The 23,492-nt window shown below is 65.0% G+C and carries 24 protein-coding genes and 1 pseudogene; 16 read left to right on the forward strand and 9 right to left on the reverse strand.

What is annotated here, in order from left to right; all coding sequences use genetic code 11:
- Positions 1-44: 44 nt before the first annotated feature.
- The gene (locus tag MYXE_RS09580) at positions 45-2,081 is read left to right on the forward strand and encodes an ATP-binding cassette domain-containing protein (RefSeq protein WP_085194976.1); all 2,037 of its coding nucleotides are present in this window, start codon (positions 45-47) and stop codon (positions 2,079-2,081) included.
- Positions 2,078-2,920 (forward strand): CbiQ family ECF transporter T component, encoded by an 843-nt coding sequence (locus MYXE_RS09585; RefSeq protein WP_085194974.1) that lies wholly within the window; start codon positions 2,078-2,080, stop codon positions 2,918-2,920. The genes MYXE_RS09580 and MYXE_RS09585 overlap by 4 nt, the downstream gene beginning before the upstream one ends.
- Positions 2,921-2,942: 22 nt before the next feature.
- Here MYXE_RS09585 and MYXE_RS09590 read toward each other — a convergent pair whose 3' ends face one another.
- From MYXE_RS09590 to MYXE_RS09605, 4 genes are all read right to left on the reverse strand, one after another.
- On the reverse strand, positions 2,943-4,301 hold the full coding sequence (locus MYXE_RS09590) for an HNH endonuclease signature motif containing protein (protein WP_085194972.1): 1,359 nt from the start codon (positions 4,299-4,301) through the stop codon (positions 2,943-2,945).
- An 87-nt stretch (positions 4,302-4,388) separates the two neighbouring features.
- A complete protein-coding gene (locus tag MYXE_RS09595) occupies positions 4,389-5,711 on the reverse strand; it encodes an ABC transporter substrate-binding protein (RefSeq protein WP_085194970.1) in 1,323 nt (440 codons plus the stop codon).
- Complete coding sequence (locus tag MYXE_RS09600; protein WP_039889436.1) at positions 5,708-6,523, reverse strand: carbohydrate ABC transporter permease; 816 nt, start codon at positions 6,521-6,523, stop codon at positions 5,708-5,710. Before MYXE_RS09600 ends, MYXE_RS09595 begins: the two co-directional genes overlap by 4 nt.
- The gene (locus MYXE_RS09605; protein ID WP_085194968.1) at positions 6,510-7,379 is read right to left on the reverse strand and encodes a carbohydrate ABC transporter permease; all 870 of its coding nucleotides are present in this window, start codon (positions 7,377-7,379) and stop codon (positions 6,510-6,512) included. Before MYXE_RS09605 ends, MYXE_RS09600 begins: the two co-directional genes overlap by 14 nt.
- Positions 7,380-7,412: 33 nt before the next feature.
- Here MYXE_RS09605 and MYXE_RS09610 point away from each other — a divergent pair, with 33 nt between their 5' ends.
- The 5 genes from MYXE_RS09610 (at position 7,413) to MYXE_RS09625 (ending at position 13,706) form a co-directional block, all read left to right on the forward strand.
- On the forward strand, positions 7,413-8,924 hold the full coding sequence (locus MYXE_RS09610) for a TldD/PmbA family protein (protein WP_085194966.1): 1,512 nt from the start codon (positions 7,413-7,415) through the stop codon (positions 8,922-8,924).
- Complete coding sequence (locus tag MYXE_RS09615) at positions 8,921-10,282, forward strand: TldD/PmbA family protein (protein ID WP_085194964.1); 1,362 nt, start codon at positions 8,921-8,923, stop codon at positions 10,280-10,282. Before MYXE_RS09610 ends, MYXE_RS09615 begins: the two co-directional genes overlap by 4 nt.
- Positions 10,283-10,289: 7 nt before the next feature.
- Positions 10,290-11,132, forward strand: a complete 843-nt coding sequence (locus tag MYXE_RS09620) for a carboxymuconolactone decarboxylase family protein (RefSeq protein WP_085194962.1) — start codon at positions 10,290-10,292, stop codon at positions 11,130-11,132.
- A 98-nt stretch (positions 11,133-11,230) separates the two neighbouring features.
- Positions 11,231-11,407: a hypothetical protein gene (locus MYXE_RS23770; RefSeq protein ID WP_003918908.1), complete on the forward strand. Its 177-nt coding sequence runs from the start codon at positions 11,231-11,233 to the stop codon at positions 11,405-11,407.
- A 955-nt stretch (positions 11,408-12,362) separates the two neighbouring features.
- Positions 12,363-13,706: an IS256 family transposase gene (locus tag MYXE_RS09625; protein WP_085194960.1), complete on the forward strand. Its 1,344-nt coding sequence runs from the start codon at positions 12,363-12,365 to the stop codon at positions 13,704-13,706.
- 47 nt (positions 13,707-13,753) lie between these two features.
- Here the strand turns inward: MYXE_RS09625 and MYXE_RS09630 are convergent, their stop codons facing one another.
- Entirely contained in the window at positions 13,754-14,242 is a 489-nt protein-coding gene (locus MYXE_RS09630; protein WP_085194958.1) for a DUF6933 domain-containing protein, read from the reverse strand.
- Positions 14,243-14,322: 80 nt separating this feature from the next.
- Here MYXE_RS09630 and MYXE_RS09635 point away from each other — a divergent pair, with 80 nt between their 5' ends.
- Entirely contained in the window at positions 14,323-14,907 is a 585-nt protein-coding gene (locus tag MYXE_RS09635; protein ID WP_085194956.1) for a hypothetical protein, read from the forward strand.
- A 336-nt stretch (positions 14,908-15,243) separates the two neighbouring features.
- Here MYXE_RS09635 and MYXE_RS23600 read toward each other — a convergent pair whose 3' ends face one another.
- From MYXE_RS23600 to MYXE_RS24970, 4 genes are read right to left on the reverse strand one after another with little or no spacing between them, the layout of a single operon-like run.
- Positions 15,244-15,420, reverse strand: coding sequence for a hypothetical protein (locus MYXE_RS23600; RefSeq protein WP_162561468.1), 177 nt, complete (start codon positions 15,418-15,420; stop codon positions 15,244-15,246).
- A 21-nt stretch (positions 15,421-15,441) separates the two neighbouring features.
- Entirely contained in the window at positions 15,442-15,756 is a 315-nt protein-coding gene (locus tag MYXE_RS24960; RefSeq protein WP_269474426.1) for a hypothetical protein, read from the reverse strand.
- 41 nt (positions 15,757-15,797) lie between these two features.
- A complete protein-coding gene (locus MYXE_RS24965) occupies positions 15,798-16,631 on the reverse strand; it encodes an NAD(P)/FAD-dependent oxidoreductase (protein WP_269474427.1) in 834 nt (277 codons plus the stop codon).
- 33 nt (positions 16,632-16,664) lie between these two features.
- On the reverse strand, positions 16,665-16,787 hold the full coding sequence (locus MYXE_RS24970) for a hypothetical protein (protein ID WP_269474428.1): 123 nt from the start codon (positions 16,785-16,787) through the stop codon (positions 16,665-16,667).
- A 377-nt stretch (positions 16,788-17,164) separates the two neighbouring features.
- Between MYXE_RS24970 and MYXE_RS09645 the strand changes: the two genes are divergently transcribed.
- The 8 genes and pseudogenes from MYXE_RS09645 (at position 17,165) to MYXE_RS09680 (ending at position 23,458) form a co-directional block, all read left to right on the forward strand.
- A complete protein-coding gene (locus MYXE_RS09645; protein ID WP_085194954.1) occupies positions 17,165-17,575 on the forward strand; it encodes a DUF302 domain-containing protein in 411 nt (136 codons plus the stop codon).
- Positions 17,572-18,186, forward strand: a complete 615-nt coding sequence (locus MYXE_RS09650) for a mycothiol-dependent nitroreductase Rv2466c family protein (RefSeq protein WP_085194952.1) — start codon at positions 17,572-17,574, stop codon at positions 18,184-18,186. Before MYXE_RS09645 ends, MYXE_RS09650 begins: the two co-directional genes overlap by 4 nt.
- Before the next feature lie 177 nt (positions 18,187-18,363).
- Positions 18,364-18,636 (forward strand): metal-sensitive transcriptional regulator, encoded by a 273-nt coding sequence (locus MYXE_RS09655; RefSeq protein ID WP_085194950.1) that lies wholly within the window; start codon positions 18,364-18,366, stop codon positions 18,634-18,636.
- A 62-nt stretch (positions 18,637-18,698) separates the two neighbouring features.
- A complete protein-coding gene (locus MYXE_RS09660) occupies positions 18,699-19,130 on the forward strand; it encodes an MmpS family transport accessory protein (RefSeq protein WP_085194986.1) in 432 nt (143 codons plus the stop codon).
- Complete coding sequence (locus tag MYXE_RS09665; protein ID WP_085194948.1) at positions 19,127-22,033, forward strand: MMPL/RND family transporter; 2,907 nt, start codon at positions 19,127-19,129, stop codon at positions 22,031-22,033. Before MYXE_RS09660 ends, MYXE_RS09665 begins: the two co-directional genes overlap by 4 nt.
- 267 nt (positions 22,034-22,300) lie before the next feature.
- The gene (locus MYXE_RS09670; RefSeq protein ID WP_085194946.1) at positions 22,301-22,678 is read left to right on the forward strand and encodes a carboxymuconolactone decarboxylase family protein; all 378 of its coding nucleotides are present in this window, start codon (positions 22,301-22,303) and stop codon (positions 22,676-22,678) included.
- A 121-nt stretch (positions 22,679-22,799) separates the two neighbouring features.
- A pseudogene (locus tag MYXE_RS09675) lies at positions 22,800-23,009 on the forward strand (thioredoxin family protein); the annotation flags it as partial.
- Between the two features lie 212 nt (positions 23,010-23,221).
- The gene (locus MYXE_RS09680; RefSeq protein ID WP_085194942.1) at positions 23,222-23,458 is read left to right on the forward strand and encodes a hypothetical protein; all 237 of its coding nucleotides are present in this window, start codon (positions 23,222-23,224) and stop codon (positions 23,456-23,458) included.
- Positions 23,459-23,492: the final 34 nt, after the last annotated feature.

A 23,492-nucleotide genomic window follows, 5' to 3' on the forward strand; every position in this document is an offset into this window, starting at 1 on the left:
CTGTGGCACGTGCGACACCGTCGTTGCCTGGCAGAATCGGTGCAATGGAGTCGACCGTCCGGGGTGCCGCGCCCCAAACGCGGGCTCGTGCACTGCGGGCCGCCGAATTGGCGCAGGCCTCGGTGATGGCGGCGTTGTGCGCGGCAACCGCGATCATCGCGGTGGTTCTCCCGTTCGGGGCTGCGTTGGCGCTGTTGGGCACAGTGCCCATGGGGCTGCTCGCCTACCGCTACCGCCTGCGGGTGCTGATCGCCGCGGCCGTCGCCGCCGGCATGATCGCGTTCTTGATCGCCGGCATGGGCGGTTTCATGACGGTCGTCAATAGCGCCTATGTCGGGGGCCTGACCGGCATCGTCAAACGCCGGCATCGCGGCACCCCGACCGTGATCGCCGCCTCGGTGGTCGCCGGTGCAGCCTTCGGCGCCGCGATGATCGTGGCTCTGGGTGCGCTGGCTCGGCTGCGTCATCTGCTCTTCGACACGGTCACCGCAAACATCGACGGCATCGCATCGGTGCTGGCGCGGCTGGGTCTTGAGGTAGCCGCAGACCGTCTGCGGCGATTTCTGGCTGTCGTGCTGCATTACTGGCCGTGGCTGGTGCTCGGCAATGCCGTCGTGACCGTCATCATCGTGTCGCTGGTCGGCTGGTGGGCGCTGTCGCGGGTGCTGGACCGGATGCGGGGCATCCCCGATGTGCACAAGCTGGATGCCTCGGCCGACAGCGCTCCGGTCGCGCCGGTGCCGGTGCGGCTGGAGTGCGTGCGCTTCCGCTACCCGGGCACCGACCACGACGCCTTGCCCCCGGTCAGCTTGCAGGTAGGGGTCGGCGAACACATCGCGGTCACCGGCGCCAACGGCTCGGGGAAAACCACGCTGATGCTGATCTTGGCGGGCCGGGAACCCACCTCGGGCACGGTAGAGCGACCCGGCGCGGTGGGTCTGGGTCGGATCGGCGGCACCGCCGTGGTCATGCAGCACCCGGAAAGTCAGGTGCTCGGCAGCCGTGTCGCCGACGACGTGGTGTGGGGGCTGCCGGCCGGCGCGACGACCGACGTGAGCCAGCTGTTGAGCGAGGTCGGCCTCGACGGGTTGGCTGAGCGTGACACCGGAAGCTTGTCGGGGGGTGAGCTGCAGCGGCTGGCGTTGGCGGCGGCGCTGGCACGCGAGCCCGCGCTACTTATCGCCGACGAAGTCACCAGTATGGTCGACCATCGGGGCCGCGACGCCCTGCTGGGCATTCTTTCCGGGCTGACCAAACGGCACCGCACCGCGCTGGTGCACATCACCCACTACAACAACGAAGCCGCGTCGGCCGACCGGGTGATCAACCTCAGCGATACCCCGGACAACACCGACATGGTCGAAACCACGGCAGCGCCGCTGGCAATAGCCCCGGTCGGTGACGACGCGGAGCCGGTACTCGAATTGCGCGGCGTCGGCCACGAATACAGCAGCGGCACACCGTGGGCTAAGACCGCGCTGCGCGACGTCAGCTTTGCGGTGCACCAGGGTGAGGGCGTCCTGATCCACGGCGGCAACGGCTCGGGTAAGTCCACGCTGGCCTGGATCATGGCCGGACTGACGATTCCGACCACCGGCACATGCCTACTCGACGGGCGTCCCACCCATGAGCAGGTCGGCGCGGTGGCGTTGTCGTTCCAAGCTGCCCGCCTGCAGCTGATGCGCAGCCGTGTCGACTTGGAAGTGGCCTCGGCAGCGGGGTTTTCGCCGCACGACCACGACCGCGTAATCGCTGCGCTGGGCGCTGTCGGGTTGGACGCCTCGCTGGCGAAGCGGCGTATCGACCAGCTCAGCGGGGGCCAGATGCGCCGACTCGTGCTGGCCGGGCTCCTGGCACGCTCGCCCCGGGCCTTGATCCTCGACGAACCGCTGGCCGGGCTGGACGCCGCCACCCAGCGTGGTCTGCTGCGGCTGCTTGAAGATTTGCGCCACGACCGGGATTTGACGGTGGTGGTCATCTCCCATGACTTCACCGGACTCGAGCAGTTGTGCCCACGCACCTTGCACTTGCGCGACGGTGTGCTCGAACCGGTGTCCGCCGCAGCCCGAGGTCTGCCATGACTGCGGCCACGTCAGCTCAACGCACCACTCGCCGCCCCACCCGGCCGGTGGTGCTGCTGCGCCCCGTGCCCGGCAGCTCACCCGTTCATGAACTGTGGGCCGGTACCAAACTTCTTGTGGTGTTCGCCATTTCGGTGCTGCTGACGTTCTATCCGGGGTGGGTGTCGATCGGTTTTGTGGCGGCTACGGTCTTGCTGGCGGCCAGGATTGCGCACATCCCGCGCGGGGTGCTGCCGTCGGTGCCGCTGTGGCTGTGGATCCTGATCGCGTTCGGCGGTATCACCGCGGCGCTGGCGGGCGGGAGCCCAGTCATCCAGGTGGGAGCGGTCTCGGTCGGGCTGGGCGGGCTGCTGAATTTCCTGCGGATTACCTCCCTGTCGGTTGTGTTGCTCGGGCTGGGCGCGATGGTGTCTTGGACCACCAACGTGGCTGAAATAGCGCCCGCAGTAGCAACTTTGGGCGCTCCGCTGCGACTGCTGCGGATCCCGGTCGACGAGTGGGCGGTCACATTGGCGCTCGCGCTACGCGCTTTCCCGATGCTGATCGACGAATTCCGGGTGCTCTACGCCGCTCGGCGCCTGTGCCCCAAGCAAATTCCGCGCAGCCGCAGAGCCCGGCGTAGGCGCCGAGCGTTGGAGCTGATCGACCTGACCTCCACCGCGATCGCCGTGACGTTGCGACGCGCCGACGAAATGGGTGATGCGATCACCGCCCGCGGTGGCACCGGCCAGATTTCGGCGGCTCCGTCGCGGCCAAAGCGGGCTGACTGGGTTGCCCTTTCGATCGCTGCGGTGGTGTGCGGCGCCGCATTGGCAGCCGAGTTGCTGTTGGGCGCCTAGCTGCGGACAGCATCCGACGCCGTCACGGGTCGTCGTCGCGCAGCAACTCTTCGGGATGATGGAACATGTTGACGCGGGGTTGTCCGTAGTCCAGATCTGGTGGTGGAATCCATTCGGTGCGACCGTCAGCGCGTTTACGGGTTTGCCATCCCCCCGGTGCTACGAGCTTGTGGTTGGGCCCGCAGGCGAGGGTCAAATCGTCGATGTGGGTGGTTTTGGTCTTCGCCCACGCTGTGACATGGTGCACCTCGGTCAGGTAGGCGGGCACATCGCAACCTGGCGCCGTGCACCCACGGTCCTTGGCGTACAGCACTATTCGTTGAGCCGGCGAAGCAATCCGCTTGGTGTGATACAGCGCCAATGCCCGGCCCTTGTCGAAGATGGCTAGGTAGTGGTGAGCATGCTGCGCCAGCCGGATGACCTCGCTCATCGGCAGCAGCGAACCGCCGCCGGTGAGGCCTCGCCCGCATGCGGTCTGCAGCTCCCGCAACGTGGTGGTCACGATGATGCTGGTCGGCAATCCGTTGTGTTGGCCCAGTTGTCCCGAGGCGAGCATGGCGCGCAGCACCGCAGCGAGCGCGTCGTGGTTTCGTTGACCCGCGCAGCGGGTGTCGGAGTCGATGGCTTCTTGCGAGGGCGTGCCGTCGACCACCGGCGCGCCGACACCATGGGGGTTGCACATGCCAGGCGCGGCCCAGCGGGCCAAAACGGCCTCGAGGCTGGCCCGCACGGCCGGGGTCACCCAGCCGCGCACCGGTGACATGCCGTCGACGTCCTGCTTGCCCAGCGTGAGCCCGCGGCGTCGAGCGCGATCCTCGTCGCTGAAGTTGCCGTCGGGATTTAGGCAATCGGCCAGCTTGTCGGCGAGCTTTGCCACCTGCTCCGGGCGAAACTGGGCGGCGAGCTTCGCCAAATGCGCTTCGGCCTGCTCGCGGGTGGGCTCGTCGACCCAGCATGGCAGGTGGTGCAGGAACGTGCGGATGACCGCCACGTGGGCAGCGCCGATCGTGCCGGCGCGTTGCCCGGCGGCGACGGCAGCCAGCCGAGGCTGCAAGGGTTCGCCGGTCAGCGCGCGACGCTGCCCGAGGTCTTCGGCTTCATGAATCCACCGCGCCGCCTCGGCGCGACTGATCCGGAGCCGATCAGCCAGCGCATGCGAGACTTTGCCGCCGATCTCGGCCGGGATGGCCTCCTGGCGGATCCCGTTGACCAACTCGTGACGCGGCACCGGCAAGCGCCGCGTTTCTCGCTCTAACCGCTCCAGCAGCTGAAACCGCTGGCGAGTTGTCAGCCCGTCGAACGACAGCCCGACCAGCCCAGATACCGCCTCGTGGAGTGCGTCCAGGCGCACCTCGATCGCTTCCAGACTAATCGAAGACATGTTCGAATGGTATCGGCGCGCACTGACACCAAGCCGCGCGCACGGCCCGCCCTGTGGACGAACTCCCAACTGTGGACAACAACCGCGCTAGCGACGTGCCGCGGCGTTAGCCGCGGCTTGCGCCTGGCGTACGGTCGCCACGATGTCGCTTCGGCCCAAAAACATTTCGTCGAAGTAAGGTTTGAGAGCTTGATAGCCGGCCGGGAACCCGGCCCCGCCCGGTGCCGCGATACGTGGGCCGTTCAGCACGGCAAAGAACGGTGTGACGTCGACCCCATGGGCGGCCCAGTAGCCGAAATACACCCGCTGAGCCGAGCGCACCGCGGGCACCGCGCTACCGCGCTGCCCCAGGTACGTGTTGCCTTGCCTGCTGCCCATCCAGGCCAACACCTGACGCACCGCCTCGGGGTGTTTCGACGCGGAATTGCCCGCCGCCGCAATACCATTCGTGACGCTGACCCGACCCTTGGGGCCAGCCGGCAGCATCGCGATGCCCCAGTGGAAGCGGGCATGCTCAGCCACCACAGCGAGGTTGTAGGTCCCGGACTGAAACAGCGCCATCTTGCCGGCGAGGAATTGATTGCGAGAGAAATCTCCGTTGTCGTTGGTAGCGGAGGCCGGCGGGGCGACGTGGTCGGAGTTGATCAGCCCGACCAGGTAGCGGAACGCGGCCACTGCTGCGGGGTTGTCAAACGCGAAGCGATCGCCGTCCTGGAACACCCCACCGGCCGATCCGATGTAGTTGAGGTAGATGCCTTGCGGGTCGTTGGCCGCGTTGTATCCCCACTGCCGTACCCGCCGAGCGTCGAAACCCGGTGTGGCCGCGGTGCGTCCGTCGGCGTCGACGGTGAGTTGAGCCAGCACGGGGCGCAGGGTGTCGCGGCTGTCGGGGCTCCACCGCAGCGAACTCACGGTCGCGGGCTCGATTCCGGCGGCGGCCAGTAGATCGGCGTTGTAGTACACCGCGATCCCCGCGTCGGTCAGCTGGGGTACCCCCCACAGCACGCCGCCTCGGGTGAACTGCTCGACCACCGAGGGCTCCCAGTCGGGCACGGGCTGGATCTTCATCAGGCGTCCGCTGTCGGCATACCCGGCGAGATAGGCGTTGGACAACCAGAAGATGTCGTCAGCGCTGCCGCCGGCCACATCGGTGCGCAGCGTCTCGAAGTACGTCGAATAGGCGACCAAATTGACGCGCACCTCGATAGCGGGATGCGAGCGGGTGAACGCCGCAAATGACTGCCGGTACGCTTCTGCCACCTGATCGTCCCATAGCCGCACCGTAACAACGGTTTTGTTCCCACGAGGCTCAAACCACCGACCCAACAGCACCGCCGTCGCAGCGAGCAACACAGCCAGCACCACCACTGCCGTCGCCACCAGCGTGGAAAACCTTGGCCGCCAAGTCACTTCAGCCCCGTAACGACGATCGACCGCGCAATGCGGCGCTGGAACACCACGAATAGCACAATCAGCGGCACGATCGCGACCGTGGTAGCTGCCATCACCAGCGTCCACTGGGCGTTGTACTGGGATTGCAGCGCGGCCGTGGCCACGGTCAGCACGCGCCACTTCGCCCCGCTGGTGATCACCAACGGCCACATGAAGTTATTCCACTGCGACACGACGGTTATGAGTGCGAGGGTCACCAGCACCGGTCGGCTGGCCGGCGTCACCACATGGACGATCACGTCCAGGGTGTTGGCGCCGTCAAGGCGGGCGGCGTTGACCAAATCGTCAGGAATGGCTCGAAAGTGCTCCCGCAGCAAGAAAATCGCGTACGGTGAACCGAACACAAACGGCAACACCAACGCCCAGAACGTGTTGCGCAGCCCGAGCTGAGCCATCATCAGATATAACGGAACCACCGTCACCGTGGCCGGCACCATCAACGTCGCAACATAGATCCAGAACAACGCATCCCGGCCCGGAAACCGCAGCCTCGCGAACGCGTAGGCTGCCAACACCGAAAAGCTCAATTGGCCAAGCAGAATGAGCATCGTCATCAGCGCAGTGACGGCCAACGCGCGGCCGAACCCGGCGCCACCCAGGTGGACGTAGTTGGCCAGGGTGACAGGTCGCGGCCACGTCAGCGGCCCGCCGGTCGCGAACTGGTGTGCGGACGTGAACGATGTCAGCAACCCAAGCCCGAACGGGGCCAGCGTGATTAGGCCGCCGACCGTCATAGCTAGGTAAAGCAGGGCAGCTCTAAGTGAGGTCATAGCTGATCCGTCGCCTGAAATAGAGATGCTGAACGACCGTTACGCCAACCAGGACGACGAACAACACCACGGCCATGACCGCGGCGCGGCCAATCGCCGCCGACCCGAACGCCTCGGCGTAGATACGCATGGCCACCAGATCGGTGTGTCCTCGTGGGCCGCCTCGGGTCAGGGCATAGACGGTGTCGAAAACCTGTGCAGCGCTGACTATTCCGGTAATCAGCACGAAGGACATGGTCGGTCGCAGCATCGGCAACGTGATGCGGCGGAATCGCTGCCATGCGGTCGCACCGTCGGTGCGGGCCGCGGCGTAGAGATCAGCGGGGATGGCCAGAATGCCCGCCACGAAGAACAACGCGACGTAGCCGACGTTGGTCCACACCACCACCGCCGACACCACCGGCAGGGCCAGTCCGGGGTCGGTGAGCCACTCGATGCGACGCCCCAACATGGCGCTGAGCGCGCCGTCGGTGGGTGCCAGGATCCATCGCCACAACACCGCTATCGCCAGCGGAGCACATATCCACGGCAGCGCGTAGACCGTGCGAAACACCCCGCTGCCGGGCAACCCGCGGGTCAGCGCCCAGGCGGCCGCCAGCCCGAGCACCGTCTGCGTGGGCACCACGATCGCCACGAACGCCAACGTCACCAGCAGCGAGTTGCCGAAGACCCGATCGGTGAGCACCGAACGCCAATTGTCCAGTCCGACATACTCGATCGGACCCAGCAGGTCCCAGCGGTGCAGGCTGAGCCAGACCACGACCATGATCGGCAGCAGCAAGAACGCGACCACCGCGAACAGGCTCGGGGCGAGCAGCGCGTAACCCAGCGCGGTCGAGCGTCGCGCGTTGGCCATGAAGGTATTAAAGCCGGTCGTTACCGTGGAGTCGTGACACCTGCTATCGATGCCGACTTTGTGCAACTGCCGCGCCACGCGTTGGCCGACGCTGCGCTGTCGACGGCCGCAGCCGCCGGCGCCAGCCATGCCGACCTGCGGGTACACCGCATCATGACCGAGCTCATCCGGCTGCGCGATGGCGAATTGGAGACCGCTGTCGTCAACCGCGAGATCGGCTTAGCGGTCCGGGTTATCGTCGATGGCACCTGGGGCTTCGCCTCGCACGCGGAGCTGGTGCCGGACGTCGCAGCCGACACCGCGCGGCGGGCTGTGCAGGTTGCCACCACGTTGGCCGCGCTGAACGCCGAGCGGGTGGAGCTGGCACCGGAGCCGGTGTATGCCGACGCGACCTGGGTGTCGAGCTACCAGATCGATCCGTTCACCGTGTCCGCGGCCGACAAGATCACCGTGCTGCAAGACTACTCCGGCCGGCTGCTTGCCGCCGACGGGATCGACCATGTGTCGGCCGCGCTAAGCGCGGTCAAGGAACAGACGTTCTACGCCGACACCTTCGGGTCGTCGATCACCCAGCAGCGGGTGCGGGTGATGCCCGTCCTGGAGGCGGTGACGGTCGACACGGCAACGGGCGGCTTCGACACCATGCGCACACTGGCCCCGCCGACCGCCCGCGGCTGGGAGGTGGTGGCCGGCGACGAGGTGTGGAACTGGAGCGACGAGCTCGCGCAGATACCGTCGTTGCTGGCCGAAAAGGTCAAGGCGCCCAGCGTGACACCGGGGCCGAGCGATTTGGTGATCGACCCGACCAACCTGTGGCTGACCATCCATGAGTCGATCGGTCACGCCACCGAATACGATCGCGCCATCGGTTACGAATCCGCTTACGCGGGCACCTCGTTCGCCACACCGGACAAGCTGGGCAAGCTGCGGTATGGTTCGTCGGTGATGAACGTGACCGCCGACCGCACCGTCGAATTCGGCTTGGCCAGTGTCGGTTACGACGACGAAGGCGTGGCCGCGCAGAGCTGGGATCTGGTGCGCGACGGGATCTTCGTCGGCTATCAGCTCGACCGGGTGTTCGCCCGGCGGCTCGGGCAGCCCCGGTCCAACGGCTGCTCGTATGCCGATTCGCCGCACCATGTTCCGATCCAGCGGATGGCCAACGTGTCCCTGCAGCCCGGTGTCGAGGACCTCAGCACCGATGACCTGATCGGCCGAGTCGACGACGGCATCTATATCGTCGGCGACAAATCATGGTCAATTGACATGCAGCGCTACAACTTCCAGTTCACCGGTCAGCGGTTCTTCCGGATCCGTGGCGGCCGCCTCGACGGCCAGCTGCGTGACGTCGCCTACCAGGCCACCACCACCGACTTCTGGAACTCCATGGAAGCCGTTGGCGGGCCGTCGACCTGGCGATTAGGCGGCGCCTTCAACTGCGGCAAGGCGCAACCCGGCCAGGTGGCAGCGGTCAGCCACGGCTGCCCGTCGGCGCTGTTCCGCGGTGTCAACGTGCTCAACACCCGCACCGAGACCGGCCGATGATTCACGCGTCCCGGGTTGTCGATCTCGTGCTGGAAGCCGCCCGCGCCGACGAGACCATCGTCTTGGTCACCGACCGCACCGAGGCGTCACTGCGTTGGGCGAACAACTCGATGACCACCAACGGGGTGTCGACCAGCCGCGGCACCACAGTGATTTCCATTCTGCGCGACGGGGATAGCGCGCAGGTCGGCTCGCTACGATCGACGGAGGTCGACCCGTCGGTGATTCCCCCGCTGGTGGCGGCGTCGGTGGAGGCTGCTCGCTCCGCGCCGAGAGCGCGCGACGCCGCGCCCCTGCTCACCGGTAGCGGTGCGCCGGACGATTGGGATGCTCCGGTGCCGGGCACCGGGGCCGAGGTGTTCGCCGGCGTCGCGGACTCGTTGAGCCGCGGGTTTCGCGGCGCCGACCAGCTGTACGGGTTTGCCCATCATGTGGTGGAGACGACGTTGCTGGCGTCCTCGGCTGGGTTGCGGCGGCGCCATACCCAGCCGACCGGCTCGGTGGAGATCAATGCCAAACGTGACACGGCCAGCGCGTGGGCAGGTGTCGGCACGCCCGATTTCGCCGATGTGCCAACGGATTTGTTGCTCGAGCAACTTTCCACCCGACTGGCCTGGGCAGCGCGAACCGTCGAGTTGCCCGCCGGTCGTTACGAGACGATCATGCCTCCGTCGACGGTGGCCGACATGATGATCTACCTGGCCTGGACGATGAGCGGCCGGGGGGCGCAGGAAGGCCGGACAGCGTTTTCGGCGCCCGGCGGCGGCACTCGGGTGGGGGAGCGGCTGACCGATCTGCCGTTGACGCTGTACTCCGATCCGTTGGCGCCCGGGCTGGCCTGTTCGCCGTTCGTCGCGACCAGCGCCTCGTCCGAGACGGTGTCGGTGTTCGACAACGGGATGGATATCGAGCAAGTGGATTGGATCCGGGACGGAGTGATCAACGCGCTGGCCTACCCGCGGGCCGCCGCCGCGGAGTTCGGCGCGCCCGTCGCGGTGGCAGCCGACAACCTGCTGATGACCGGCGGCAGCGCCGCGCTGGACGAAATGGTCGCCAGCACCGAGCGCGGACTGTTGTTGACGACGCTGTGGTACATCCGCGAGGTCGACCCCACCACGCTGCTGTTGACCGGCCTGACCCGCGACGGCGTTTACCTGGTCGAGGACGGGGCGGTGACGGCCGCGGTCAACAACTTCCGGTTCAACGAGAGCCCGCTCGACTTGTTGCGCCGGGCCACCCAGGCCGGTGTCAGCGAGGTGACGCTGCCGCGGGAGTGGGGCGATTGGGCCACCCGGGCGGCGATGCCGTCGCTGCGGATACCGGACTTTCACATGTCGTCGGTGAGCCAGGCGCAATAATGCTCCGATGAACGTGCGCGACGAGCTGACACGGTTGGTGTCGCTCTCACCGGGCGACGGCCGGGTGACGGCCCTGGTCCGCCGGGTGTGCGGACAGGCGTTGTCGTTGCCGCCGTTGCCCGCCGCGGTGGCGGTGAGCGAGCCAGAGTCGGATGCCGAAGCTGTGATCGCGTCTTTCGCCGAGCAGTTCAGCATCGACGTCTCCGGGATCGGCGACCAACACCGGTCACAGCTATGGTTTGCCCTGGCAGACAAGGCTTTTGGGGTTGTCGTACAGACCTATATCGCTGACTTCGTGCCCAGGGTGCGGGCCGGGTTGGAAGCGCTCGACGTCGGCCACGAGTACGTGGAGTGGTTGGGTGGCGTCAGGGCATGGGATCATTGCACCGATCCGGGCGACGCGGTATTGAATCGGTTTTTGCCTGCGGTGGCGCGGATGCGCGCACTCGACCCGCTGACCTCCGAGGTGGTTCGGCTGCGTGGTGCGGCGCAGCACAACTGCAGGCTTTGCAAATCGCTGCGCGAGACGACGGCATTGGACGCCGGCGGGTCGGAATCGCTGTATGGCGAAATCGAACACTTCGAGAACTCTCGGCTACTAACCGATCGCCAGAAGGTGGCGCTGCGCTATACCGATGAACTTATCTGGTCGCCGAGCCATATCAGCGCGAAAGTCGCCGCCGAGGTGCGTAGCCACTATTCCGAAGCCGAATCCGTCGAGTTGACCTTCGACGTTATGCGGAATGCCAGCAACAAGATTGCCGTCGCGCTGGGCGCCGATGCCCCACGGGTCGAGCACGGCACCGAGCGGTATCTGATCGATGCCATGGGCCAGACGGTGTTCAGTTGACGCCGTGCGGGGTGGTGTGCGCCGTGCGAGGATTGGTGCCCGCGGGTTGCACGCTGTGACCCCTCGATATGCACGGAAGGCCGGTACCGCGAGAAACTATGTCAGCCAAGCAAGCGCAGCACGAGGCCGCCGAGGCCCTGTTTGGAGCCATCATCGCTCTGCTGGACAAACATGAGCACGCCCACACGTTGACCGAGGCGGTCGTCGAGGAGCTGGCGCGAGCGTATGCGGCGGTGTCAACCAGTGTCCCGGAGCAGGAAAGATTAGGACCGTAGGGGCGCGGCAGCTATTCGGCGGCGATCACCGCAATCGGTGCAGCGCCAATATCCCTGGGCAGCAAGATCGTTCGCGCAGCAGGTGACTGTTGCGTCGGGTGCCAACAGATCAGGCGGTCATTGAGGTATCCAGACCGGGCCTTCCCAAATGCCCCATGCCTGATGACCGGGATCCCATCCGACTGGAGGTGTCCACTGCGACTGGGGAGGTGGCGGCGGCACGTCTGGCGGCGCGAATGGCGGCGCGTACGGTGGCGGGGCTTGGTACCAAGCTGGCACCGGCGGCGGCGGCTTGCACTCGCCGGTCCACACGTTGCGCGACCAATTGCGGTCGCATTGAGCCGAGCCGACTCCTGGCATGGCCACGGCGAGCGCGGCCATCGACATCACCACGGCTGCGAAAACGAGGGCTGGACGACGAACAAACCGCCTCATCACAGACCTCCCCACCGGATGCGTACCTGACCTTGGCTGGTCTCAGCCTATGCCCTGCGACAACGCCACGGCTAGAATCCGCTACCGGCACGGCGTCACTGCTTGGACGTGTACCCATTTTGCGGAGTTCGGTCCAGGGGCGGTAGCTCAGTTGGTTAGAGCCGCGGACTCATAATCGGTGTACCTGGGCGTTTGCTGCGTCGGCTAGCGTTGGTGCGGGCGGGCTAACCAGCTTCCAGCTGCGCTGATAGAGCTTGTCGCGTTGGCCGGAGCTGGATGGGTCTGGGAGCGCTGCGGTACCAACTGCGGTATTGGCTGGTCCGCGGCCTCTATGCGCAGCAACGGCACCATTGCCCTCTTCTTCAACCTCACCGAAATGGGCTACTCGCATCACCAAACCACTCCCTCGCTAGGCAAGTGCAAGTGCCGGGTGGTCGTGTCCGGAATCCGGTGTAAATAGGGAGCACGGGCGTAGGTTCCGGTTCACGACCTGCAAGTCTGCGAAGAAGGAGCAACGCCCGTGCCAGTTCGAGTATCTGCCACTGACCGTATCCGCACCAAAATCGACTCCCTGTTTTCCGAAGATCGGGAGCTGCCGGAAATCCTCGAAGAAGTCGCCCGCCTGGGCGCTCAACTGTTGATGCAGGCGGCCCTGGAGGCCGAGGTCACCGAGTTCCTCGGCCACCAACGCTACCAACGCGCCGCCGCCTGTCCCGACGCTAACGGCGGCTCACGTAACGGGTATCGGCCGGTGACGGTCAAAACCACCGCCGGGCCGGTGAAGTTGGAGCGGCCGAAGCTACGCGGTACCACCGCAGCGTTCGCGTCGCGGTTGTTCGGCAAGCACGTGACGAAAACCAACGCCCTGGAGACGCTGGTGATCGCGGCGTTCGTGCGCGGCCTGTCCGTGCGGGATGTCGAGGCCACCCTTGCCGAAGCGCTCGGCGATCAGGCCGCGATCTCAAAGTCGACGGTCTCGGAAGTCTGCAAGGCGATCCGAGCCGAGTATCAGGCGTGGGCGCGCCGCCGACTCGACGAGATCGTGCTGGACTACCTGTTTTTGGATGCCTCGTTCTTTCGGATGCATCCTGGGTCGCCGGCCGAGCCGGTGTTGGCTGCCTGGGGCATCACCACCGAGGGCAAACCGGTGTTCGTCGGATTGTCACCTGGGACCGGCGAGTCCACCGACGCGTGGGCCGATTTCCTGACCGATCTGCGCGAACGCGGCCTTGGTACTCCGCTGCTGGTGGTCTCTGACGGCGCCAAGGGCCTGATCGCCGCCATCGAACAAATCTACCCAAAAGCGTTGCGCCAGAGGTGTCTTATTCATCGGCTCCGAAACGTGCTCGCCAAGATTCCCACCGGGATGCAAGCCGAGGTCCGCGACGGCTACTGGACGATTTTCGACACCACCGACCTCGGCATCGAAGCGGGACCCCAGCTGGTTGAGATCGTCGACAACCGGATCGAGGCGTTCGCCGCCAAGTACGCCGACCTCTACCCGGCGGCCATGCGGATCCTGCTTACCGACAAAGCAGGGCTGACAGCCTATCTGCGGTTCCCGGTCGAACACCATGGGCGCGTTCGACATTCGAATTTCATTGAACGATCCTTTGGGGAGACCAAGCGGCGCACCAAGGTCATCGGCCGATTCCCCGGCGAAACCAGCGCCATCAGCCTGGTTTGGGCCGTGCTTGATCGCGCCTCGGCCGGCTGGCGCGGTCTGACCATGACACCGGTCGGCACCCGGCTGCTACAAGACCTACGCCGGTCACTGCTCGACCCACCCCGTGAACTGCGGCCGTCGCCCTCCGCCACCAGTGGCGACATCGACCAGGCCGGTCCCATCTCAGCCACCGCGTAGCGACCTCGGTCGCGACGCCGCTACGTCTCCAGGCAGGAGGGCAGCTGTTACCGCTGGCCTTGATGGTTGGCGGTGACCAGGTCGATCGGTGGAATGTAGCCGGTGATGCTGTTGATGGTGCGATGCAGGCCGTGGTGCAGCGCGCCGATGTCGCAGCGGGCCAATCCGCCAGCAGCGGCTATGACGTGTTCGGCGGTGAACGCCAAATCGTTGATGGTTCCGAGGATGCGGCGGTCGGCGGTCTTGGCCACGGCCACCTGCTGGGGATCGAGTTCGCCGAGCGTGTCGACGGGCAGGTGTTCGGCTTGCAGCGCGGCCTGGATCGCCGAGACGACAGGCGGGCCGATCGGTCGCAACCCGGCAGCGGTGACGTTCGGCATGAACACCGAGAACAAGGTGCCGGCGTGGGTCACCAGCAGGCATTTGCGTCGGTCGATCCAGACCAAGTGGGCGTAGAAGTCCTGCTGGCTGGCTTGGCCAATGGCCGGCTCAGACACCCGCAGCAGCGTCAACACCTTGGCGGTGCATCGCAGCATCACGAGTCATGATCGTAGGCAGAGCCACCGGCGATCGGTAGGAAAGAACGGTTGGCGGTGCGCCGGTACAGTGTGGCGACGTGTTGGTTGCTGATCTGGGTCACTTCCTCGACATGCCGCACGACGCTTCGGGTCCCGCGCGGCGCCTCGCGCAGCATTTGGGCGACATTGTCCGGGCGGGTACCGCCGGCGAGGTCGGTGATCCGTGGGTGTCGGCATTGCCGTGTCGGCGCCGACCGGCCCACAAGCGCTGCCCCGGACGGATGACCATTGCCATCGTGGGGGCCGAGGCGTCCGCGCCCATCCGATGGTGGTGCAGCGTCTGTGAGGACGAGGGGGTGATCAGCAACTGGGCAGACTCCCCATACGACCTGCGCCGCCGCCGGCTCAGCGTTGCCAGCGACGTGGACGAGGTCATCGTCAGCGACGAGACCGCCGCCGCGTTACGCGAGCTGACGTCGCTCGACCCCGACTGTGAGCGACTGGTCTTTGGCATGCGCGCCCACCCCGACGGCGCTGCCTTGCTGACCAGTGCAGACGACCTGGAGGAACTGATCGGATTCGTGGCCGCCGAAGCCAACCACGAACCCAACCGGCGCCGCCAAGACCGCCTCGACGCCGCGTTTAACGTACTGACCGAAGCCGCCCGAACCCTCTACAGCTGAACATCTCTCGGCACTGCAGTGTCGGTGCCCTGAGGCAGCGTCGGTGCCCTGAGGCTGCCAAAGCATCTGGAGCCCGCTGAACAGAAACCCGCCCCGTTATCCTCGACACCCCATGAGGAGCAACTGTGGGCGGCGGGCCTGCCGCCTGAGTTCCTAGCCCGTATGCTGACGGCGAAGCCGCGAACCGGCCGGTTGCTTTTACACCAACTTTCGGACGCGAACTGCCGGGTTTGCGGTGGTTCGGTGGGCTGTGATAGCTCGGCACGGAGCCGACGTGAATGTCGCCGGTGCAATGCATTGAGGTCGGCGACAGCTGCCTGGCAAGCCGGTCGCGGGTCAGCCGTGCCCGCGGAAGATGATCCGCACCATTTTCAGATTGATGCGGACGAAACGCCAGAACTGGATGAGAAGGTTCTGACGCATCCGCAGCGTCGCTTGGGTAGGTAGCGGGGCGTCAGCGATGCATTCGGCGGTCCGGAGATCCACCTCCGAGTAGATGCCGTCGTCGTCCATGGGGTGCCTTTCACTCTGGGATCATTCCGGGATCAGCCACCACAACGGCTTGGCCTTGGCCTTGTAGATGAACAGGTGGTGCAGCATCACCTTGATCCAGTGGCCGGCCAGGCCGAGCTCGCCGAACGTGCCGGCGATGTCGCGGCCGGTCTGCGGGTACTTCACCGGGTCGGGCACCACTGGGAACATCGTCATCGCGGCGGCCGAGCCCTGGCGTAAACCGGTGCCGGCCGAGGCGACGCACGCAGCGCCCATGGTCGCCATCGAGGCCCTGTGGGTGGTCGCTTCGGGGTTTTTGATGCGGTCGCGGATCGTCTCGGCAACCGTCTTGGCCATGATGCCCGACGGCATCCCGGTGCGCGGCGGGCTGGGCGTAATTACCGTCCCGTTGGCGCTCTTGCGTGGTTTGCAGATCGGGTCGGCGGCGCGAACGCGATGCCCGGCGCGAAGATATTGGGATAGGCGGGCGACTCGTAGGTGTGCGGCCAGTCCTCGGCGGACCACTCGTCGTACGGCTTGCCCGAATAGTCGGCGTCGACCTTGAGAAAGCCCGACGGGGCGAACAGGGTGGACGTGATGTCGTTGCCGTCCTTGTCGTAGGCGGTGAGATTGGCGCCCCGAAACGGCTGCAGCAGCATCGCGAAGTCGAAATCCAGGTCACGTTCTTGGCCGTCGAGTTGCTCGTAGCGCAGCTTGCCGTCCATCACCTCGTGCACCGCGGCCTGCGTAATCGCCTTCACGCCGCGCTCGCGGAACAGCGATTCGCTCCACATCGGGCTGGACTGCAGGAAACCCTGATCTTCGAACTGCATCCCGCCGACGCCGAAATCGCAGGTGCAGGTGCCGTGTCCGACGCCGACCACGAGGCGGTGCTTCTCGCCGGACTTCAGTTTGGCGATGACTTGGTCGAGCGCCTTGGCCGCCTCGACGGCGTGCCCGGCGGTGCACACCGAGTATGAGTGCCCGTCAGGCCCCAGGCCTGGCGTTGCCGCAAAGTTCAGCTGTGGGCCGGTGGCGTTGATCAGATAGTCGTAGGTGAGGCTGCCGGTCTCGCCACGGGGTTGCTCGTCGGTGTAGGTGAAGTCCACCGACGGCGACGACTGCTCGCCAGTGCCTTCGGGGCGGATCGCGGTAGCCAGCGCCTGGTGGAAGACGATGCCCTTGCGCTGATAGATAGGCTTGAGCGGGATCAGCACCTTCTTCGCTTCCATCCGGCCGACACCGACCCAGATGTTCGACGGGGTTCAGTTCCAATCGGCGTTGGGCGAGACGACGATGATTTCGTGTTTGCGGGGCAGCCATCGGCGTAGGTGCAGGGCCGTTTGATGGCCCGCGATGCCGGTGCCGAGGATCACGACTCGTGCCATTGGACGCTCGTCGAGACAGGCGACAGGATGATGTGACTCACGCCATCCTCTGCCGGTATGGGTATATATCGCCAGTAGTGCCGGGCCTCGGCCGGCCACGCAAAAGGCACGCCGGTTTCAACGGCCGCCAACGCAGTGAGTGAAAACGCTGCCCATGCCGCCTAGTTTATATACCCGGCCGGGTATCGGTTATACTTCGTCTGTTCATATCGGCTGAGGAGGTGGCAGTGACCCGGCAGGTGGGGACGGTCCGTGCGCGCCGGTCCGTCGAGGACCGCTGCACCAGTATGTGCAGCTCGCGGGTTGAGCATCGGCCGGGCGTCGCTATGTCTTTTGCTGTTGATCTGCATGCAACCGCTACCAGGAGAGGGAAACCCATGTCCATTGCCATAAGCACATCGATCGACACAGGCGACTTCGACAAAGTTGTCTCAAGGACTCGGGAAGTTCTGAAGGACAATGGCTTCGGAGTGCTGACCGAGATTGACGTGCAAGCGACTCTCAAGGAGAAGCTGGGAGAGTCGATGGAGCGTTATCTGATTCTCGGTGCGTGCAACCCGACACTGGCGCACCGGGCCTTGTCGGCGCACAAGCAGGTCGGACTGCTGTTGCCGTGCAATGTCGTGGTCCGAGAAGATGCGGAGAACCCGGCAACCGTGCACATCGAGGCGATGAACCCCGATTTGATGGTGCAGGTCGTCGGCGATGTGGCTTTATCGCCGGTCGCCGACCAAGCGACACGGCAACTACAGGCCGCAATCAGCACACTCGCCGAGGACCTGCGGTGACCTCGATCGACCTCTACGTCGACCCGGTATGCCCGTTTTCCTGGGTGACGTCGCGTTGGTTGCTGGATGCGGCCGCCGCCACCGGACGCAGTGTCGCACTGCGGCAAATGAGCCTGGCGGTACTTAACGATGGTCGCGACGTGGAGCCGGCACAGCGTGCCAAACTTGAGTGGTCGCGTCGGGTGGGCCGGGTGCTCGCCGCCGCGACAGACGAAGGCGGGCCCGGGGCATTCGGCGATCTCTACGAGTCGCTGGGCGCCGTGGTGTACAACGGGGCCGGGGACGTGGCCGACAGCTCGGTCAAAGAGGCGCTCGCCGCGACGAGTTGCAGTCCAGCATTGGTGGACGCGCTCGACGACCCGGCGTGGGATGACATCGTGCGCGCGGCGCATCAACGCAGTCAGGACGCGCTCGGCGGCAGCGGCGGCAGCCCGATCATCGCCGTCGACGGCAGGGGATTTTTCGGGCCGGTGCTGACGGCTCTGCCCACCCGGGACGCCGGCATCGCGCTGCTTGACGCCGTGCTGACAGCGGTGTCGACGCCCGCATTCGCCGTGTTGCAACGCCCCTACCAGGGCCCGCCATCGACGGCCGGTATGGGGAGCCGCTGATGTGCCATGCCGTTCGGTGCCGCACCTGCGGTTTGGTGACGTGGTCGGGCTGCGGTCGGCACATCGCCGAAGTGAAGGCCCAGATACCGCCCGCCCAGTGGTGTGAGGGCCACCCGGAAGCGAAAGGCCGCCCGTGGTGGCGGCGATAGTCCACTCCAGTAGAAAGAAGGACCAATCATGGCTACCGCCGATACCGACGCAATGGATCTGGTACTCAAGCGGCTACGGCGCGCGCAAGGCCAACTCTCCGGGGTCATCGCGATGATCGAAGCGGGCCGTGACTGCAGAGATGTGGTCACGCAACTGGCCGCCGTGTCCCGTGCGCTCGACCGCGCCGGTTTCAAGATCGTCGCCTCCGGGATGCGGGAGTGCATCACCAGAACCGACAGTAGCCTCAGCTCGACGCTCACCGAAAAAGAACTCGAAAAACTGTTCCTGTCTTTGGCCTGAGGTTGCCCCTCGCGCCCGATTCACACCGCCCAGGTCCAGGCCACGAGCGAAGGGGTGCTTCGATTTTCAGCATTCTCAAGCGAGCTTGGGTGCCGCTCGTCGTCGTGGTGGCAGTTGCCCTCAGTACTGTCGCCGTCGACCGGCTTCGCGGTGTCTTCGGCTCCGACAAGATTTTTTCGGCGACCGGCAGCAGCGCGGAACCGCTGGTGCCTTCCCATATCAAGCGGGTGACATACGAGGTTTACGGGCCCAGCGCCACCACGGGAAGCGTGAGCTATTTGAACGAGATTGCCCAGCCGGAACAGGCGGACTTCACCAACCTGCCCTGGACCTACACGATCACGACGACGATTCCGGCGGTGATCGCCAACGTGGTGGCGCAGGGCACCAGCGACACCATCGGGTGCCGCATCACGGTGAACGGTGAGGTTAAAGACGAGCAATCCTCGGCCGGGCACCACGCCCAGACCTCCTGCCTGGTGAAGGCCGCATGAGCGGCGACGGGAACGCGCGTCCCAGGTTCATGCGGGGAGTGCGGGCGTTCGCGGTGCCGATCATCCTGGCGTGGTTGCTTTTGACGGTCGCCGTGAACGTGCTGGTGCCACCGATCGAGTCGGTCGCGAGAAACCATGCGGTGACTGCGTCGCCGAAAGATGCCCCCTCAGAGATCGCCGCGCGGCGCATCGGTGCGAAGTTTCACGAGTCCGATTCCGACAGCATCGCGATGGTTGTTCTGGAAAGCGACAAAAAACTCGGAGCGGAGGCACACCGCTATTACGACGGCCTGGTGAAAAAGCTGCAGGCCGACCCTAAGCACGTCCAGCATGTCCAAAACGTGTGGGGCGATCCACTCACCGCCGCCGGTGTCGAGAGCCGAGACGGCAAGGCCGCCTATGTCTTCCTCAACCTGGCTGGCGACCAGGGCAGCACCCTGGGAAATGAGTCTGTGAAAGCGGTCCGCGAAATCGTCGCCGACTCGGCTCCTCCCAAGGGGCTCAAGGTGTATGTCACCGGCCCGGCCCCGCTGACCACCGACATGAACGAGGGTGCCGACAGAAGCATGTTCAAAATGATGGGCGTAACAGGCGTGGTCATCATGATCATGCTGTTTATCACTTATCGCTCCATCAGCACGGTCCTGCTGATTCTGGTCATGGTCGGTTTCGAGATGGGGACGGCCAGAGGGCTTGTCGCCGTCCTCGGCAATTACGATTTGCTGGGATTTTCGACATTTGTCGTTGCCATGCTCTCGTCGCTGGCGATCGCGGCCGGAACCGATTACGCGATATTCCTAGTAGGCCGTTACCACGAGGCCCGGCAAGCCGGCGAAGACCGGGAAACGGCCTATTACACGATGTTTCGCGGCACCTATCACGTCATCCTGGGCTCAGGCCTGACGATCGCCGGGGCGACTTTTTGCTTGTACCTGGCGCGGCTGTCGTATTTCAAAGCATTGGGTATCCCGTCTGCGCTGGGACTGCTCGTGGTGATCGCGGGCGCGTTGACTGCGGCACCGGCACTTGTAGTGGTGGCCAGCCGGTTCGGTCTGCTGGACCCGAAGCGGATGACCAAGACCCGCGGCTGGCGGCGTGTCGGCACCGCCGCCGTCCGCTGGCCGGGGCCGGTATTTGCGGCCTCGTTAGCCATCGCCGTTGTCGGCATCCTGATCATGCCGGGCATGAGGGTTAGCTACGACGACCGCTTCTATATACCCCGTAACATGCCCTCTAACGTCGGGTATGCGGCCGCAGAGCGCCATTTCAGCGCCGCCACAATGAATCCCGACATCCTCATGATCGAAAGTGATCACGACATGCGCAACAGTGGCGACATGATCATCTTGGACCGGCTTGCCAAAGATGTCTTTCGGTCACCGGGAATCGCGATGGTGCAAAGCATCACCCGGCCATTGGGCGGGCCCATCGAGCACACGTCGATACCGTTCCAAATCAGTGCGCAATCGATTCCGATACGGGAGAATCTCCAGTTCATGCGAGATCGGATGGACGACATGCTCAAAATGAGCGACGACCTCGGTGCCATGATCGGATCGATGCAGCGTATGTACGACCTGGTGGGCCAGATGAGCAACACCACCCACCACATGCTCGGCGACATGAACGAAATGAAGGCCATGCTCGACGAAACGCGAGACCACCTGGCGGATTTCGATGACTTCGCCAGACCGTTCCGCAGCTATCTCTACTGGGAGCCGCACTGCTACAACATTCCGGCCTGCTGGGCGTCGAGGTCGGTGTTCGAGGCGATCGACGGCGTCGACAAGTTCAGCGACGACATGAAGGCGCTGCTGAAAGACGTGGACAACATCGACGCGGTACTGCCGCAGATGCGCCAACAGTTCCCGCCGATCATCGCCGTCGCGAGTTCCATGCGCGACAGCCTGCTGACCATGCACAGCAGCTTCTCGGGTCTGCTCACGCAAATGTCGAAGATGACCGACACTGCCAGCGCGATGGGTGAAGCCTTCGACGCCTCCAAGAGTGGCGACTACTTCTACCTGCCGCCGGAGGCGTTCGACAATCCCGACTTCCAGCGCGGTCTGAAACTATTCGTGTCGCCGGACGGCAAGGCCGCGCGTTTGATCATCACCCACGACACCGACCCGGCAACCCCGCCGGGCATTTCCGCGGTCATGCCGGAACTTGCCGCGGCGCATCAAGCGGTGAAGGGCACCAACCTGACCGACGCCAAGTTCTACCTCACCGGGACGGCGGCCATCTACCGCGATATCCAATCGGGCTCACACTACGACCTGCTGATCGTAGGAATCGCCGCGCTGACCCTGATATTCGTTGTCATGGTGATGATCACCCGGGCGCTGGTCGCCTCGCTGGTGATCGTCGGCACGGTGCTGATCTCGCTGGGCGCCGCCTTCGGGCTCTCGGTGTTGGTCTGGCAATACCTTTTCGGGCTGGAGCTGAACTGGATCGCGCCGGTGTTCGGGTTGATCATCCTGCTCGCGGTCGGCTCGGACTACAACTTGCTGCTGGTGTCGCGATTCCAGGTGGAGATCGGCGCCGGACTCAAGACGGGCATCATCCGCTCGGTGGGCGAAACGGGCCAGGTCGTCACCGCGGCGGGCCTGGTGTTCGCCTTCACCATGATGTCCATGGTCGCCAGTGATCTACGCTCAATCGGCCAGGCCGGCAGCACGATCGGCCTCGGCCTGCTGTTCGACACCCTGGTCGTCCGCTCGTTCATGACGCCGTCTATCGCAGCGCTGCTCGGACGCTGGTTCTGGTGGCCCCAACGAGTGCGACCACGCCCGGCCAGCAACACGCTTCGGCCCTACGGGCCGCGTCGGCTGGTGCGCTCTCTGCTGCAGGGTGAGGATGCAGATACGGCAACCACCAAGCCCCAAAGACCATCTAATTAGGTTGGCGATCCCGCCGTTCGAAATCTGTGGGGCGTGCACAGTGAGCAACATTTTGCGGGGAATTTGCGACGACATTATTGCGGGAAAGGCTGGATGCGTGACCCTGGGCGCGCCGCGACCTGTTGAGCACCGCGGTGATGCTGTCCTCGTCGCCAATCATCGTTTCCTCCGCATCCAAGCCGAGCCGATCTTACCCCCAGGGGTATGTTGGAGCCAGGTCACAACTCGCCGTGGAATACCGCTACGGGTATTGGTATTGTAGCTGTCATGGACGAACGCGACCACTACCACGCCGTGCTCGACGACCTCAACCCGCAGCATCGCGCCCTGCGCAAGATGATCCCCGATGTCTACCGGGGATTCGCCGAGATGAGCAGCGCCGCGCTTACCTCGGGCGCCCTGGACAAGAAAGTCAAAGAGCTCATCGCCGTGGCGATCGGGGTGGTAGCCGGTTGCGACGGCTGCATCGCCTCGCACGCCCAGGCTGCCGCCCGTGCCGGAGCCTCTAAAGAAGAAGCCGCCGAAGCCATCGGCGTCAGCATCTTCATGCACGGCGGGCCAGCCACCATCTACGGTGCTCGGGCATACGACGCGTTCTGCGAATTCGCCGACGCCGCCGCCACTACGACGGGATCGCGTCAATGAGCACCACGTAGCCGCAGCGATCCGCGGAACGCTTCGCCGCTGCGAGTCGAGGCCTTCGCCCGACGATCTCTGACTGGCCAGAGGCCGAGTCATCGCCACCGCCAAGACCGAAAGGATTGCCATGACCGTCGAAAACGTCAGCCGGGCGGATTTCGAATCGACGATCCTGGAGAACTCGATGGTAATCGTCGACTTCTGGGCGCAGTGGTGTGGCCCTTGCCGGGCCTTCGCGCCAGTCTTCGGACGGTCTGCCCACGACCACCCTGACATCGTGCACGCCAAAGTCGATACCGACGCGGAGCGTGAACTGGCCGCAATCGCCAGTATCCGGCGCAAGGTACCGCTCAGCCGTCGCGCCGAACGGCGGTGATCACATCGCAAAAGGCAGCGACACTGGGTATTCCGTCCGGTAAGAAAAGAAGGAGCAAATCAAATGACAATCGCCGTTGAAAGCGACGACACCAAACATGCTGTGATCAAGCTGGCTCAGTGGCTGATCGCGGAAAACACCCACTACATTCACGCCGCGATGATCAAAAACAGATGGCGCTGACCGCCAAACTCCACCAAACCCAGGAACGCAACGCGCATCTCGTTGCCGCAAACACCGAGCCGCAGGAGCGCATCAACAGCATCGCCGAGGCCTACGCGACGTTGATTGGTGACGCGATGAATCTAGCGGAGCTCAAAGAACACATGCCAACGCCATTCCACAACAACGATCCGCAGTGGTGCGCACAAGCGGCAGCCGTGTGCCGGTCCACGTCATCGATTAGGTAAGGCATGCAGCAGCCGGCACACGGGGATACGACAC

It is taken from the genome of Mycobacterium xenopi (genome assembly GCF_009936235.1).
Lineage (GTDB): Bacteria > Actinomycetota > Actinomycetes > Mycobacteriales > Mycobacteriaceae > Mycobacterium > Mycobacterium xenopi.

What these genes read in the sequence shown, in the direction of transcription:
- MYXE_RS24970 (WP_269474428.1), bottom strand. Translation starts at nt 16,787, where the DNA reads ATGGCACGAGTCGTGATCCTCGGCACCGGCATCGCGGGCCATCAAACG.
- MYXE_RS09615 (WP_085194964.1), top strand. Translation starts at nt 8,921, where the DNA reads ATGATTCACGCGTCCCGGGTTGTCGATCTCGTGCTGGAAGCCGCCCGC.
- MYXE_RS24965 (WP_269474427.1), bottom strand. Translation starts at nt 16,631, where the DNA reads ATGGAAGCGAAGAAGGTGCTGATCCCGCTCAAGCCTATCTATCAGCGC.
- MYXE_RS24960 (WP_269474426.1), bottom strand. Translation starts at nt 15,756, where the DNA reads ATGGCCAAGACGGTTGCCGAGACGATCCGCGACCGCATCAAAAACCCC.
- MYXE_RS09585 (WP_085194974.1), top strand. Translation starts at nt 2,078, where the DNA reads ATGACTGCGGCCACGTCAGCTCAACGCACCACTCGCCGCCCCACCCGG.
- MYXE_RS09600 (WP_039889436.1), bottom strand. Translation starts at nt 6,523, where the DNA reads ATGACCTCACTTAGAGCTGCCCTGCTTTACCTAGCTATGACGGTCGGC.
- MYXE_RS09580 (WP_085194976.1), top strand. Translation starts at nt 45, where the DNA reads ATGGAGTCGACCGTCCGGGGTGCCGCGCCCCAAACGCGGGCTCGTGCA.
- MYXE_RS09655 (WP_085194950.1), top strand. Translation starts at nt 18,364, where the DNA reads ATGGCTACCGCCGATACCGACGCAATGGATCTGGTACTCAAGCGGCTA.
- MYXE_RS09670 (WP_085194946.1), top strand. Translation starts at nt 22,301, where the DNA reads ATGGACGAACGCGACCACTACCACGCCGTGCTCGACGACCTCAACCCG.
- MYXE_RS23600 (WP_162561468.1), bottom strand. Translation starts at nt 15,420, where the DNA reads ATGGACGACGACGGCATCTACTCGGAGGTGGATCTCCGGACCGCCGAA.
- MYXE_RS09630 (WP_085194958.1), bottom strand. Translation starts at nt 14,242, where the DNA reads ATGCTGCGATGCACCGCCAAGGTGTTGACGCTGCTGCGGGTGTCTGAG.
- MYXE_RS09680 (WP_085194942.1), top strand. Translation starts at nt 23,222, where the DNA reads ATGGCGCTGACCGCCAAACTCCACCAAACCCAGGAACGCAACGCGCAT.
- MYXE_RS23770 (WP_003918908.1), top strand. Translation starts at nt 11,231, where the DNA reads ATGTCAGCCAAGCAAGCGCAGCACGAGGCCGCCGAGGCCCTGTTTGGA.
- MYXE_RS09665 (WP_085194948.1), top strand. Translation starts at nt 19,127, where the DNA reads ATGAGCGGCGACGGGAACGCGCGTCCCAGGTTCATGCGGGGAGTGCGG.
- MYXE_RS09605 (WP_085194968.1), bottom strand. Translation starts at nt 7,379, where the DNA reads ATGGCCAACGCGCGACGCTCGACCGCGCTGGGTTACGCGCTGCTCGCC.
- MYXE_RS09645 (WP_085194954.1), top strand. Translation starts at nt 17,165, where the DNA reads ATGTCCATTGCCATAAGCACATCGATCGACACAGGCGACTTCGACAAA.
- MYXE_RS09590 (WP_085194972.1), bottom strand. Translation starts at nt 4,301, where the DNA reads ATGTCTTCGATTAGTCTGGAAGCGATCGAGGTGCGCCTGGACGCACTC.
- MYXE_RS09620 (WP_085194962.1), top strand. Translation starts at nt 10,290, where the DNA reads ATGAACGTGCGCGACGAGCTGACACGGTTGGTGTCGCTCTCACCGGGC.